At 74.0% G+C, this 13,803-nt stretch carries 13 protein-coding genes; 7 read left to right on the plus strand and 6 right to left on the minus strand.

Annotation, left to right across the window (positions count from 1 at the left end; all coding sequences use genetic code 11):
- A partial coding sequence (locus PSD17_RS32855; protein ID WP_339126120.1) for a hypothetical protein occupies positions 1 to 238 on the minus strand: 238 nt, incomplete at its 3' end.
- Positions 239 to 278: 40 nt separating this feature from the next.
- Between PSD17_RS32855 and PSD17_RS32860 the strand changes: the two genes are divergently transcribed.
- Complete coding sequence (locus tag PSD17_RS32860; RefSeq protein ID WP_339126121.1) at positions 279 to 1,733, plus strand: right-handed parallel beta-helix repeat-containing protein; 1,455 nt, start codon at positions 279 to 281, stop codon at positions 1,731 to 1,733.
- A 612-nt stretch (positions 1,734 to 2,345) separates the two neighbouring features.
- Here the strand turns inward: PSD17_RS32860 and PSD17_RS32865 are convergent.
- The 3 genes from PSD17_RS32865 to ctaJ form a co-directional block, all read right to left on the minus strand.
- Entirely contained in the window at positions 2,346 to 3,917 is a 1,572-nt protein-coding gene (locus PSD17_RS32865; protein WP_339126122.1) for a sensor histidine kinase, read from the minus strand.
- Between the two features lie 103 nt (positions 3,918 to 4,020).
- Positions 4,021 to 4,554, minus strand: a complete 534-nt coding sequence (locus tag PSD17_RS32870; protein ID WP_103383778.1) for a DUF5130 family protein — start codon at positions 4,552 to 4,554, stop codon at positions 4,021 to 4,023.
- On the minus strand, positions 4,541 to 4,780 hold the full coding sequence (gene ctaJ, locus PSD17_RS32875; RefSeq protein WP_013674026.1) for an aa3-type cytochrome oxidase subunit CtaJ: 240 nt from the start codon (positions 4,778 to 4,780) through the stop codon (positions 4,541 to 4,543). The genes PSD17_RS32870 and ctaJ overlap by 14 nt, the downstream gene beginning before the upstream one ends.
- A gap of 275 nt (positions 4,781 to 5,055) precedes the next feature.
- Between ctaJ and PSD17_RS32880 the strand changes: the two genes are divergently transcribed.
- The 6 genes from PSD17_RS32880 to PSD17_RS32905 all read left to right on the plus strand — a co-directional run bounded on the left by PSD17_RS32880 (position 5,056) and on the right by PSD17_RS32905 (position 11,277).
- A complete protein-coding gene (locus tag PSD17_RS32880) occupies positions 5,056 to 5,883 on the plus strand; it encodes a sugar phosphate nucleotidyltransferase (protein WP_013674025.1) in 828 nt (275 codons plus the stop codon).
- Positions 5,884 to 6,145: 262 nt separating this feature from the next.
- Complete coding sequence (locus tag PSD17_RS32885) at positions 6,146 to 6,721, plus strand: phosphatase PAP2 family protein (protein ID WP_339126123.1); 576 nt, start codon at positions 6,146 to 6,148, stop codon at positions 6,719 to 6,721.
- A gap of 287 nt (positions 6,722 to 7,008) precedes the next feature.
- A complete protein-coding gene (locus PSD17_RS32890; protein ID WP_339126124.1) occupies positions 7,009 to 8,475 on the plus strand; it encodes a hypothetical protein in 1,467 nt (488 codons plus the stop codon).
- The gene (locus tag PSD17_RS32895; RefSeq protein ID WP_013674022.1) at positions 8,472 to 9,428 is read left to right on the plus strand and encodes a glycosyltransferase family 2 protein; all 957 of its coding nucleotides are present in this window, start codon (positions 8,472 to 8,474) and stop codon (positions 9,426 to 9,428) included. The genes PSD17_RS32890 and PSD17_RS32895 overlap by 4 nt, the downstream gene beginning before the upstream one ends.
- Positions 9,425 to 10,705 (plus strand): polysaccharide pyruvyl transferase family protein, encoded by a 1,281-nt coding sequence (locus PSD17_RS32900; RefSeq protein WP_339126125.1) that lies wholly within the window; start codon positions 9,425 to 9,427, stop codon positions 10,703 to 10,705. Before PSD17_RS32895 ends, PSD17_RS32900 begins: the two co-directional genes overlap by 4 nt.
- The gene (locus tag PSD17_RS32905; protein ID WP_339126126.1) at positions 10,702 to 11,277 is read left to right on the plus strand and encodes an acyltransferase; all 576 of its coding nucleotides are present in this window, start codon (positions 10,702 to 10,704) and stop codon (positions 11,275 to 11,277) included. The genes PSD17_RS32900 and PSD17_RS32905 overlap by 4 nt, the downstream gene beginning before the upstream one ends.
- Before the next feature lie 28 nt (positions 11,278 to 11,305).
- Here PSD17_RS32905 and PSD17_RS32910 read toward each other — a convergent pair whose 3' ends face one another.
- Both PSD17_RS32910 and PSD17_RS32915 read right to left on the minus strand, forming a co-directional pair.
- Positions 11,306 to 12,544: a glycosyltransferase family 4 protein gene (locus PSD17_RS32910; protein ID WP_339126127.1), complete on the minus strand. Its 1,239-nt coding sequence runs from the start codon at positions 12,542 to 12,544 to the stop codon at positions 11,306 to 11,308.
- Positions 12,541 to 13,803 carry a membrane protein gene (locus PSD17_RS32915; RefSeq protein ID WP_013674018.1) on the minus strand — a complete coding sequence of 421 codons (1,263 nt, stop codon included), beginning with the start codon at positions 13,801 to 13,803 and terminating at the stop codon, positions 12,541 to 12,543. The genes PSD17_RS32910 and PSD17_RS32915 overlap by 4 nt, the downstream gene beginning before the upstream one ends.

Genomic DNA, 13,803 nt, shown 5'->3' on the forward strand with positions numbered 1-13,803 from the left:
CAGCGACCTCGACGAACCCTGCCGTCCCGACGACCACGACCCCGCCCACAGCGACCACCACGGCGCCGGCGGTGCCGACGACCACCGCCCCTGCGCCGACGACAAACGCCCCTGCGCCGACCACCGCGGCCGCTCCCGCAACGCCCGGGCCCGCAGCGAACGAGCCCGCGGCGGTCGACCCCGTCGAGGTGAACCCGACGACCGCGCCTCCGGCCGTCACCACGCCCCCTGCCGTCACCACGCCTCCGACCACGGCGCCCCCGGTGACGACTCCCCCGGTGACGACTCCCCCCGTCACGACGCCTGCGGACACCGCGCCGCCGGTCACGGCGCCTGTCGTCCCCGTCGCGACCGGCACCACCCTCCGCGTCGCGGCCGACGGATCGGGCCGGTACCGGACGATCGCCGAGGCCGCCGCGGCCGCGAAGCCCGGCGACACCGTCCTGATCGCGCCCGGCAGCTACGCCGGCCTGCAGATCCCCGTCAGCGGGACCAAGGACGCCCCGATCACCTTCAAGGCCGACGGCGGCGCCGTCACGCTGACCAGCGGCGGCACGGGCAACGGCCGCCTCGACCTGAGCGGACGCTCCTACGTCCACGTCGTCGGGATCGGCGTGTCCCGGTCGAGCCGGTTCGGCGTCTACGCCACCAACGCGACCGGCATCGTGCTGCAGGACTGCGAGGTCGCCGACTCGCAGGACGGCGGCGCGGTCTTCATCGACTCCGCCGACATCCGGATCCTCGGCTGCGACGTCCACGGCAACAACGCCAAGGGGACGAGCGCCGACATGGAGGGCGTGAGCCTGGAGAACGTCGACGGCTTCGAGATCGCCGGGAACCACGTGCACGACAACGGGGAGGAGGGCATCGACACGAAGTACGAGACCCGCAACGGCACCGTGCACGGCAACCGTGTGGAGAACAACCGCGGGCCCAACATCTACGTCGACTCCGCCCACGCGATCCAGGTCTTCGACAACGTGTCCTCCGGCGCGAAGGAGAGCTCGAAGGCGGGCATCGCGCTCGCCGTCGAGAACTACTCGAAGACACGCAAGACCTACGACGTGCAGATCTACAACAACGTGCTCACGGGCAACGCCGGTGGCGGCATCAGCTTCTGGACCGAGTCGAGCGGCACGTTCAGCGACATCTCGATCGTCAACAACACCATCGTGGACAACAAGAAGGCGGGCATCACCATCTCGGCCGGCCAGTTCCAGGGCACGAACGTGTTGCGCAACAACATCTTCAGCGGCAACCCGCAGGACGTCGGCGGGAGCGCGGCCGCCTTCACCGCCGACCACAACCTGTTCTCGGGGACGTCCCTCGGGGCGAACGTCGTGACCGGCGTACTGCGGTTCGTCAACGCCGCCGCGGGTGACCTGCGGCTGGCGCCGGGCTCCGCGGGCGTCGACGCCGGGTCCGCCCAGGGCGCGCCTGCCACCGACATCACCGGTGCACCACGCCCCAGCGGAGCGGGCTTCGACCTCGGCGCCTACGAGCTGCAGGTCGTGCCCCCGGCCGCGGCCCCCGCGGATCCGCCTGCCTCGGCCGGAGCCCTCGCTCCCCCGGCGCCGTCCGACCCGGCCGCACTCCCGGCGGCCGGCGGTACGCCGACGACGACCGCGCCGCCGGTCCCGCCGGTGGCACCCGCCTCAGGGGCGCCGAGAACGGACCCGCCCGCGGTCCTGGCCCCCGTTCTGCCCAGCGCGGGCGGCGCACCGGTCGGCTGAGGCGAGCGGCCCCGGGGGGGAGCCGCCTGCCTCGGCCGGAGCCCCCGCTGCCGCCGGTCCCACCCGTGGCACCCGCCTCGGGGGCGCTGATCACGGAACCGCCCGCAGCACCGCCCGCGATGCTGCCTCCCGTTCTGCCCGACGCGGGCAGCGCACCGGTCGGCTGAGGCGCCGGTCGGACGCGACCCCGGCCCCGTGCCTCCGGTCGCGGACCCCTGTCGGGCGCGGCCGGGTCGGCCGTGGACCGGTCGGCTCGGGACCTGGTGGGCGGAGACCCCGGTCGTGTCGGGCCCATCGGCTGAGCCCGTCGGGTGCCGCCCCGGTCGCATTCCCCCGTCGGCCGCGGCCTGGTCTTAGCGGGCCCGCCGGGCCGGACCCGGTCGCCTGCCGCCCCGGTCGTATCGCGCCCCGGTTGCTGAGGCCTGGACGCGTGAGATCCGTCGGGCCGTCCGGGTCGCCCCACGCCCGTGTCGCGAGCGGACCCGGTACGGGTCGGGTCGGCGGCCGCTGAGGTCATGACCTGCGGCGACGGCTCACCCGCGCCGACGGCCACGACGCTCCGTCGCCGGGCTACGGCGCCGATACGGCCACGACCCGGCCGGGTCCGGCGCGTCAGGCCGGGCCCGACTCGTAGCCGCGGCGGACCGGGCGCATCCGGAAGGCCGACGTCTGGGCGCCCTGGGACGGTGCGCGGTCGGGGGTCTCCTCGGCGACCCGGTCCGCGTCGCCGCCCCGGCGCAGGCTCGGCGGCGAGGCCGCTCCCAGCCGCAGCCGGGCGATCGTGCCGGTCGGCGCCGTCGCGGTGGTGAGGGTCAGGCTGCCGCCGTCGTGCTCGGCGAGCCGCCTGCTGATGTGCAGGCCCAACCCGGTGCCGCCGGCGCCGTCGTCACGCACCCCCCGGCGGAAGAGCAGCTCGGTGTCGAGCGGAGGTAGCCCCGGCCCCTCGTCGCGTACCTCGACGAGGACCGTCGCGCCGTCGCGCCGCGCGGTCACCGTGACCGGCGCGGCCGGGGCGTGCCGGTCGCAGTTGGCCAGCAGGTTGGTGACGACCTGCGACAGCACCGCCGAGTCGCCCTGGACCCGCAGCCCCGGCTCGACGTCGAGCGTCGTCACGCCGGCGCCGACCGTCCCGGCGCGCAGCGTGACCAGGTTGGCGAGCACGGGTTCGACGGTGTAGCTCCCGTCGGCGGCGAGCTCCTCGCCGTCGAGGATCCGGTGCAGCCGGCCGAGCTCGGAGAGGACCGCGAGCTTGAGCCGGTCGTGCCCCTCCCCCGTGGCCTCGGCACCCAGCAGGTGGGTGATGCCGGCGAGCCCGGCCAGGCCGTTGCGCAGCTCGTGGTCGCGCTCGGCGGCGTGCTCGGCGGCGCGTTCCATGTGCCGCGCGGCGGTCTCGAGCTCGTCACGCTGCATCTGTTCGCGACGGTGCACGGTGTTCAGCGCGGCCGTCGTGAGCTGGGCGAGCCCCAGCAGCACGATCGCGAGCCCGATCATCCGCAGCGCGCCGAACGCGAGGCCCGCCATCGGGTGCGTGCTCCCGGCGAGGAGCCGGTAGAGCTGCGCCGCGGCGATGACGACCAGCCCGATGCCCAGCCGCGCGCGCGGCTGGCTCCGCCGGTGCAGCGCGTCGACGACGAACCCGGCCGCGACCGCGACCCAGCCCGCGAGCACGACGAGCGTCGGGATCGACCCGTCGACGACGACCCGTACCGCCTCGGTCCCCGGGACGGTGAGGGCGGCGACGGTCGCGATCGCGCCCAGCGCGGCGACGACCCAGCCACCCCACCAGCCCGCCCGGGCCGGCGGCCGGATGGAGACGACGAGCAGGATCAGCGCCGTCGCGTAGGCGACGAGGCGCGCGAGCCGGTGCGGGACGTCGGTCGTGCCGGCCGGCGACGCCGCCGACCACGGCAGCACGACGACGCAGTACAGGACGAGCGCCGGAGCGAGCCAGGCCATGCGCAGGTCCTCGAGCAGCCGCCCCGCGACGACGGCCAGGATGGCGGCCGCGGCGCCGAGCGTCGCCGCGATGACGGTCAGCGTGACGGTCGCCAGCGCCGGGTCCGCCTTCGCGACGGGCCCGGTGAGCAGGCCGCGAGCGGCGAGCACGCCGACCGCGACGCACAGCACCGCCACGACCAGCACGTCGATCGCCAGCCGCGCGGGGAACCGAGCTGCGCTGGGCACCTCACGCCTCCACACCCCCCACCCGGGGTGATCGGGGTCACATGGCGAGGCCCATGCTAACGGTTCGCATCCGCCGACACCGCCGGATGATCCGGACCGCGCGTCAGGCGATGACCGTCTCGCGGATCGGTCCGCGGTGGACGGGGACCCGACCGGCCTGGTCGGCCAGCATCCGCAGCCCGCTCAGCAGGCCGCCGACGAGGTCGCCCTCGCGGAACGACGCCACCATGCTCATGACCGCGAGCTTGGAGCTGCGGTCGGGGAGCCGCTTGCGGGCCTCGTGGCCCGTCAGGACCTCGACGAACCGCTGACCGGGGCTCACCGCGATCAGCACGGCCTCCGCGGCACCGGCGATACCGGCGTGCAGCTCACCCGTCCTGACCTCGGGGTTCTCCCCCAGGTCGCCGATGTAGACGGTGAAGCGCAGCCCCGACGAGCGGCTGGCGAGCATCATCGCCTCGTCGATCCGCGTCAGCTGCTGCGGGGTGAACGGTCCGGTCTCGGGCTCGTTCTCGGAGTAGAACTCCGCCGCCGACACCCGGCCCGACGCCGTCACGACCGCGCCGGTCGGCAGGTCCTCCTGCTTCGGGACCGCGACGGCACCGTGGCCGTCGTGCCCGTGCTCACCAGCTGCCACGAGCTCCTCCTCGTCCGGCCGTCGCGGTCGGGTCGTCGGTGGAGCCGGCCGATTGGCCGGTACCCGCCGGGTTCGCCGACCAGAACAGGGGCTCGTGGTCCCACGGCTGTCCCACGCGATACCGCGGCCGCCTGGCCCGCCCGCGCCCGACGATCAGCGCATAGAAGGCCCCGAAGACGGCGGCGGGGATCAGCACGTAGATGCCGATCGTCTCCCACACGCTCATGGGTGTGACGGTAGTGCACGCGCGCTCGCCCCAGGTCACGGGCCGCCCGCAATCACACGCCGCACCGCCGCGGCCACATCCCCTGCGCGGGTGGACGTCGCGGTGCCCGCGCTCCCGGCCGGGCCGGCCTGCCCGCGACCGGACGCGACCCGTCACGGACGGCGCCAGGCGTCGGCACGGATTCCGGCGGACGCACCCACGTTCGGCGCAGCGGTTAACGCGGAGACCACAGAGAGCGAGCATTCTCGCGAGCCACTAGCCCAGAAGGGATCGACATGAAGGTAGTCCTGTTCTGCGGCGGTTACGGAATGCGCATGCGCGACGGTCAGTCGGATATTCCGAAGCCGATGACGACCGTCGGGCCACGGCCGCTGATCTGGCACGTCATGCGCTACTACGCCCACTTCGGCCACAAGGACTTCGTCCTGTGCCTCGGATACGGGGCGCACCACATCAAGGACTATTTCCTCAACTACTCCGAGACCGCGTCGAACGACTTCGTCCTCGCGGGCGGTCGTGTCGAACTGCTCGGCTCGGACATCCAGGACTGGAACATCACGTTCGTCCACACCGGGCTGGACTCGTCGATCGGCGAGCGCCTGCGCCGGGTCCGCGAACACGTCCAGGACGAGGAGATGTTCCTCGCGAACTACGCCGACGTCCTGACCGACCTGCCGCTCAACGACATGATCGACACGTTCAAGGCGAGCGAGGCGGTCGCGGCGCTGGCGGCAGTGCCCCCGCAGACCGCCTTCCACTGTGTCGAGGTCGACGACGACGGCATGCTCACCGGCATCAAGACGCTGCAGGACATGCCCGTCTGGCTCAACGGCGGTTACTTCGTGCTGCGTCCCGAGGTCTTCGACTACGTCCCGAAGGACGGGGACCTCGTCGCCGACGCCTGCACCGCGCTGGCCGCCGAGGGCCGGATGCTCGCCTACCGCCACCACGGCTTCTGGCACCCCGCCGACACCGTCAAGGAGCGGACCGCGCTGGAGGCCGCGTACCGCGCGGGGAAGAGCCCGTGGATGGTCTGGCAGGCCGGCCCGCAGCGCGACCCGCTCCAGGCCACCATCGCCGCGCTGGGTGCCGCCGAGCACTGAGCCGCCGCAGACCCTGCCCGGCGCACCGGGCCGCACCGAACACTCCTGATCGGAGCACGCCCGTCGGATGCGTGAGCTGACCCGCCGACTCGCGAGGGCAGGCAGAGACCGGGCCGCGACAGTGCGACCCGGTCAGCAGCCCGAGCCCGCGGCGGAGGGGACGGCGGGTGATAGGGGGCGTGCGGTCCGCGCACCCCGGGCGGCGCTACCGACGCCGCTGCGTCGGCCGCTCGCGGTCCTGGCGGCGGTGTGCGGTGTGCTCGTGGTGGCGCAGGCGGTCCTGTACGCGGGCACCTCCGCGCCCGGCACCGCCGACGCCGCGGTCACGGCGTGGGTGCAGGAGCAGGTGCCGATGTCCTATCCCGTCGCGTTCGCGATCGACGCGGTCGGCATGCCGTGGGTGGCGAGCGGCCTCGCCGCCGTGGTCGCCCTCGCGTGCCTGCTCACCGGCCGGCGACGCGGCGCCCTGCTGGCGTGTCTGGGCCCGGCGCTGGCGGTCGCGGTCACGAGCGCGCTGAAGCCGTTGATGGACCGCACCATCCACGGCGACAACCTCGCGTTCCCCAGCGGCCACACCGCGGTGGCGACGGCCATCGGCGCCACGGCCTTCATCGCGCTCGCGGGCGCGACCCGGCTGCGTCCGGCCACCGCACTCGCCGTCGCCGTCGGCGGGACGGTCGTCTGCGGTGCCGTGATGGCCGTGTCCCAGGTGTTCCTGACCGCCCACTACCCCTCCGACACCCTCGGCGGCTTCGCCATCGCGGTGTGCGCCGTCGTCGTCACGGGGTGGGGTGTCGATCTCGTCGCGGATGCGCTGCGCCGCCGTCGGCAGCGCTGAACGGTGCCGAACCGTGCCTAACGGTCCGGTACCGACACCCGGACGGCGCATCCGAGGCCGGATCGTCGACGGAACGTAACGACCGTGAGTGGGCCGCCGAGTGACCTGCTGTACGGGTCCGAGACCGGGTCCGCCCATCTCCGGACATCATCGGCCCGAGGGGAACCGTGGCACGACAAGGCTCGCGCGCCGACGACACGGGTTCGGCGGAATCGCTGACCGTTCCCTTCCCGGCGGTCGCCGGAGGGATGCCGACGGTCAGCCATCGGTCACAGACAGTGAGATCCATGGCCCGGCGGGTCAGCTGGGGACTCGGCGACCAGGCGGTGTCGAGCCTGACCAACTTCCTCGTCGGGGTCTACGTCGCACGATCGCTCGACGCGACGTCCTTCGGCGTGTTCAGCCTCGTCTGGGTCACCTACGGAGTGCTGCTCAACGTCTCCCGCGGCCTCGGCACCGATCCGCTCACGGTCCGGCACAGCGGCGAGCCCGGGCCCGAGTGGCGCGAGGCCGTCGGCCGGTCCTCGGGCACCGCGCTGGTGCTCGGGATCGCCGGCGGCCTGGTCGGCGTCGTGGTCGGGCTGCTCATCGGTGGGTCGCTGGGGAACGCGTTCGTCGGTCTCGGGATCGTCCTGCCGGCGCTGCTGCTGCAGGACAGCTGGCGGTTCGCGTTCTTCGCGGTCGGCCGCGGGCAGTACGCGTTCGTCAACGACCTCGTGTGGGCCGCCGCTCTGGTGCCGGGGATGGTCCTCGCCTCGCACCACCACACCGTCTCCGGATTCGTCCTCGCGTGGGGCGGGTCGAGTGCCGTGGCGGCGATCGTCGGTGCCGCTCAGGCGCGCATCCTGCCGCGGCCGGCGGCCTTCCGGACCTGGGTGCGGCTCCACCGCGACCTCGGCTACCGCTATCTGGTCGAGAACGTCAGCACGAGCGGCGCCTCGCAGCTGCGGGCCTACGGCCTCGGCGCCATCGCCGGGCTGGCGGCCGTGGGCACGGTCCGCGGCGCGGAGCTGCTGATCGGCCCGTTCCTCGCCGTCCTGATGGGGCTGAGCCTCGTCTCGGTGCCGGAGGCGGCGCGCATCCTGCGTCGGTCACCACGTCGGCTGCCGCAGTTCTGCCTGGTCCTCGGCTCCGGCCAGGCACTGGCCGCGATGCTGTGGGGCTGCGTCCTGCTGTTCGTCATGCCGGCCTCGATCGGCCACTACTTCCTCGGCGACGTCTGGGACGAGTCCTCCCGGCTCATCGTGCCGATCACGGCGTCGGTGATGTCGGCGAGCTTCCTCACCGGCGCCGCCGCGGGTCTGCGTGCGCTCGGCGCGGCGCGACGGAGCCTGCGCGCGCAGCTGGTGGCCGCCGTCCTGTACCTCGGTGGCGGGCTCGCGGGCGCCGCCGTCGGTGGCGCATACGGGTCGGCCTGGGGCGTGGTGCTCGCCCAGCTCGCCGGGGCCGGCGTCGCCTGGTGGCAGCTGCGGGACGGGCTGCGCGACCACATGGCCGGCCTCGGGCCGACCGACCGTGCCCAGGACGCCACGCCCCCGGCGGAACCGGACGCACCCCGGACCGAACCGATCCCGACGACCGGTGCCCGTCCCGCGCCCGCCGCCGCACCCACGCCCGGCCACCCGGGCGACGGCGCGACCGACGACGCGGCCGCCCACGCGACCGGGGCACCGAGGATCCCGGTCGTCGCCCGACTGCGGACGACCACACAACCCGACACCCAGTCCGGCTCACCGGAGAGGAGCAGCAGGTGAGATCGACACCGCGCCTCAGCATCGGCCTGCCCGTCTACAACGGCGAGGACTACCTCGCCGAGTCGCTCGACGCGCTGCTGGGCCAGACGTTCACCGACTTCGAACTGATCATCTCGGACAACGCCTCGACCGACGGCACCGAACAGATCGGCCGGCAGTACGCGGCCCGGGACGAGCGCGTCCGCTATGTCCGCCAGCCCCGCAACCTCGGTGCCATCCCGAACCACAACCTCCTGGTCGACCTCGCGCGCGGCGAGCTGTTCAAGTGGGCGTCGCACGACGACCTGTACGCCCGGACGTTGCTCGAGCGCTGCATCGCCGAGCTCGACGCGCATCCCGACGCCGTCCTCTGTCATGCGTGGCAGGGGATCATCGACGAACACGGCCGGGTCGTGCAGGAGATCGACTATCCGCTGGCCACCGACGCCGTCCGGCCGTCGGACCGGTTCGCGAGCGTCTTGTTCACCGTGGGCGGCGACGACTTCTACGCGGTGATGCGGACCGACGACCTGCGGCGGACCCCGCTCAACGGCAGCTACCACCACAGCGACCGGACGATCATCGCCGAGCTCGCGCTGCTGGGCAGGTTCCTGCAGGTACCGGAGATCCTGTTCTTCCGCCGCGATCATCCCGGCCGCGCCGAACGGGCGCGTCCGACCAAGCGGGCCCGTGCCGCGAACATGGACCCGCGCCGCGCCGACCGGCTCCGCAACCCGACGGTCCGGCTGCTCGGCGAGTACGTGTGGGGCTTCGTGTCCGCCATCCAGCGCGCCCCGCTGTCGTCGGCGGAGCGCCGCGCGTGCTACGCCCACCTGTCCCGGTGGCTCGGCAGCCGGATCGTCAGCGGGGGGTCGACGGAACGGATCGAGGACCGGCCCCGGCTCGACGCGGGGTCGCCGCCCTCGATCGACCTCGACGAGATCGTCGCAGGACGGGCGTGGAGGACGGCATGACCTCCTGGGCCCTGCGCCCGGCCCGGAGCCGCCGCGACCGGGTCCCGCGCATCGGGCTGTTCGGCCTGCTGGGGTCGGGCAACCTCGGCAACGACGCCTCGCTGGCCACGGTGCTGGCCCACCTGCGAGCCGCGTACCCCGGGGCCGAGATCCGGATCATGACGACCGGACACGAGGAGGTCGCTGCCCGGTACGGCGTTGCGACCACGCCGTTGCACGTCGTCGACACATTGCGCCGCAAGCCACACGGCCCGCTGGGTGCGCTGGTGCGGCTCGGCGGCAAGCTCGCCGACGGGGTCGCCACGCTGGTCTGGCTCGTGGGGCTCGACGTCGTCGTCGTCCCCGGGATGGGGGTGCTGGAGGCGAGCCTCCCGATCTGGGCCTGGCAGTTCCCGCTCGCGCTGCTGACGCTGTGCGTCCTCGCGCGGGTCGTCGGCACCCCCGTCGGCCTCGTCGGGGTCGGCGCCCAGGTCGTCGACGAGCGTCCGCTGCGCCGCGTGCTGGTCTGGTCCGCGCGGGCCGCGGCCTACCGCTCGTACCGCGACGAGCTGTCCCGTTCCGCCATGCGCGACATGGGCGTCGACACCTCGCGCGACGACGTCTACTGCGACCTGGTCTTCGCGATGCCGGCCCCGACGCCGGCCGGCCCCGTCGTACCGGGTGCCGTCGGGGTCGGCGTGATGGACTACCACGGCCGCAACGGTGCCGCCGACCGCAGGCGGGAGCCGGCGATCCACGCGGCCTACCTCGCGATGACGTCCGCGTTCGTGCTCCGGCTCGTCGACGCCGGCCGCACCGTCCGCCTGTTCGTCGGTGACGGCGTCGACACGCCGGTCGCCGACACCGTGATCCGCGAGGTCCGCAGCGCCCGGCCGGACGTCGAGGTCGGCCGCGTCGCGCTCGTCGCGACCGACGACCTCGACGGGCTGATGAACGCCATGGCCGAGGTCGAGATCGTGGTCGCGACGCGCTACCACAACGTCGTCGCGGCACTGATGGCCGGCCGGCCGACGGTCTCGCTCGGCTACGCGCCCAAGAACGCCGTGCTGATGGAGGAGTTCGGCCAGGGCCGGTTCGCGCTCGCGCTCGAGTCGACGGACCTGGACACACTCTGCGCCCGGTTCGACGAGCTCGACGCCGACCGCGCGGCCGCCGCGCGGGTGATCGCGGCGGCCGCGCAGCACTGCCGGCGGCGCGCGGAGGCCGAGCTCACCGACATGTCCCGGATGCTGATCGACGCGGCGGCCGGGCGGGCCGGCCGCGAGGCCCCCTCGTGATCCCTCGGCCCCGCGTCCGCTCGACGCTCGCCCGTGCCGCCACGCACCTGCTCAACTCCGCTTCGGACCTGCTCGGCGACGACGTCGTCGGGCGGCGGTTGCGGTCGGCGCTGCTGCGGGCCGGCGGGGCCCGCCTGCCCCGGTCGAGCAGCTTCCACGGCGGCACGTACTTCAGCCGCGCCGCGAACCTGAGGGTGGGCGAGAACTGTTTCGTCAACCGTCGCTGCTACTTCGATCTCGAGGGCACCGTCACGCTCGGCGACGGTGTCACGATCGGCCACGGCGTCACCGTCGTCACCTCCACCCACGCAGTCGGCCCGACCTCCCACCGGGCCGGAGCCGTCACCGCCCGGCCGGTCACCGTGGGGCGAGGCGCGTGGATCGGCGCGAACGCCACCGTCCTGCCCGGCGTCACGGTCGGCCCGGGGGCCGTGGTCGCCGCGGGTGCCGTCGTCGTCGACGACGTCGCGCCCGACACGCTCGTCGCCGGTGTGCCGGCGAGGGCGGTCCGCCGGCTCGACGGCGCCGACGCGCTCGAGACGGCCCGTCGCGCGCGGCCGACGGCCGGCTGACCGCTCGCGCGCGGGCCGGCGAGCGTCCTCACCGTGCGAGGCGCTCCGCGGGCAGCGCCACGCCGGCGCCGCGGTGCGCGATCGCGGCGTCGTACCCGGCGAGCAGCCCGGCCAGGCCGGCGGCGGGCGAGAAGTCGCGGTCGTAGCGCTCGCGGGCGGCGACCCCCATCGCGGCGTTGCGGGCCGGATCGAGCACCTCCACGATCCGCGCGGCGAGGTCCGCGGCGTCGTCCGGACGGTGCAGCAGCCCGGTGCGACCGTCGTCGACGAGCTCGGGGAGCGCCCCCGTCGCCGACGCAACGGGCGGGACACCTGCAGCCATCGCCTCCACGACGACCAGGCCGAACGCCTCCTGCCACACCGAGGGCGCGAGGACGGTGGCGGCCTGCGCGGTCAGCTCGGCGCACCGCTGCGGAGGCTGCAGGCCGAGGACGCGGACGTCGGACCGGCCGGCCGCCCAGCGCCCGACGTCGTCCTGCATCGGGCCGGAACCGACGACGACGAGCGGCAGCCGCGCCCGGACCGCGGCCGGGACGCGGTCCCAGGCGGCCATGAGCGTGCCGACGCCCTTCTCCGCGGTGAGCCTGCCGACGAACAGGACGTGCTCGCCCGGTCCCGCCCGGACCGCCTCCGGGTCGTCGACGAAGTTGTACTTCACCGACAGCCGGTCGCCGGGGACGCCCAGTTCCGTCAGCGTCGCGCGTTGGGCGGCGGAGATGCAGAAGAAGCGGTCGACACCCTCGAGCCACCGACGGCGGTTGACCGCCGTCCCCAGCGCCACGGGCACGCTGAGCACCCGCGAGCCGCGGTAGCAGCCGTGGCGCACCGCCGGCACGGGAAGCCCACGCGCGCAGTCGGTGCACGTGGCGCCGTCGCGGTAGAGGCTGCCGACCGGACAGACGAGCTGGTAGTTGTGCAGCGTCGCCACGACCGGGGTCGCGGTGGCCCGGCAGGCGTCCACGACCGACGGGCTCAGCAGCGGGAACGTGCTGTGCACGTGCACGACGTCGGGCCGCTCGGCACGCAGCCGCCGTTCGAGCTCGGTGCGGACCAGCCGGTTCCACGGCACGCGCAGCGGGACGGACACCTTGTCCCGCAAGGACATCGACGCGATGTCATCGCTGCGCCGCTCGAACATCGAGACGCGGTGCCCGGCCCCGCGCAGCATCGCCACCTCCTGGGTGACGACGCGGTCCTCGCCGCTGGGCTGCTCGGAGCGGTACCAGTTGTGCACCACCATGACGTGGCGCGCGGACGCGGCGCTCATCCGGTTCCCGCCACCGGCTGCTCCGGCGAGGTGTTGCGGCGGTGCACGAGCAGCGAGGCGGCCACCGCCATGTTGAGCAGGTACGGCGACGCGTCGCCGAGACCGACCTCGGTGTAGGAGGCGGTGATCCCGTACACGACGATGAAGATCGCGCAGGTCCGGCCGATCGACGGCGGGCGCAGGACCGCGACGCCCAGCAGCGTCAGCAGCATCGCGACGACCAGGACGATGCCGATCCAGCCCTCCTCGTTGAACACCGCGAGCCACGCGTTGTCGATCGGCAGGCCGCCGTACGACTTGTCCGTGAGCCCGACGCCGATGAGCAGCTCGTCGAGGGTGCGGGGCCGGGCGAGCAGCTGGTCCCAGACGTTGGCCCGGCCCGTGAGGCTGGCGAGCTGGTCGGCGTCCTGCCCGCGGGCCAGCCACGTGATGATCACGCCGCTGAACAGCAGCGCGGCGCCCCCCGCCACCGCGATCCCGCCCGCGAACGCCCGTCTGGCCCGTCTGCTGGTGGTGGCGACGCTCAGACCGGCGACCGCGAGTCCCACCACGAGCCCGAGCAGCGACGTCCGGGTGTGGCTGAGCAGCAGCAGCGCGAGAGCGGGCACGGCCACGACGGCCGCCGTCCGGCCGGGCAGGACCTTTCCGATCCACAGCAGCACGCACAGGCCGATGGTGATCGCGCAGTACATGCCGACCTGGGGCGCCGGGATGGGCCAGATCGCCCCGACGAGGCGACCGTCGGGACCGGAGAACGCCGAACCGGGCGAGATCAGCAACCCGAGGAGGACCGACCCGAGCACGACGACGAGCGCCCGCAGGTGGTACCCGACGAACCTCAGGTCACCGCGCCACCACGGCGTCAGCAGCCACAGCGTGGTCACGAACAGGGTGAGCCGGAAGCACCGGAACAGGGCGCCGTAGCCCGACTCCAGCCGCAGGCTCGACACGATGCTCAGGACGAGGATGAGCGTCAGGAACAGCAGGTAGGCGGTCGGCCGGATCCGGATCCGCGGGTTGAGCAGCAGGGCGAGGCCGAGCGCGGCGACCAGGGCGCCCATCGTGACGACCTGGCCGACCTGCCGCGGGAACGGGATGATCTGGGCGACCGTGGTGAAGCCCAGGGTGTTGACCACCATCAGCGTCCACACGACGGCGACGAGCCGCGGCACCGGCGGCTCGGCGGGCGGCACCGGGAACGGGCGGCGGGGGGCCGTCGCCGGTGTGGGGCGCCTCGCGGCGGGGTCGACCGTCGTCAT

This window comes from Pseudonocardia sp. D17 (assembly GCF_036984265.1).
Classification (GTDB): domain Bacteria; phylum Actinomycetota; class Actinomycetes; order Mycobacteriales; family Pseudonocardiaceae; genus Pseudonocardia; species Pseudonocardia benzenivorans.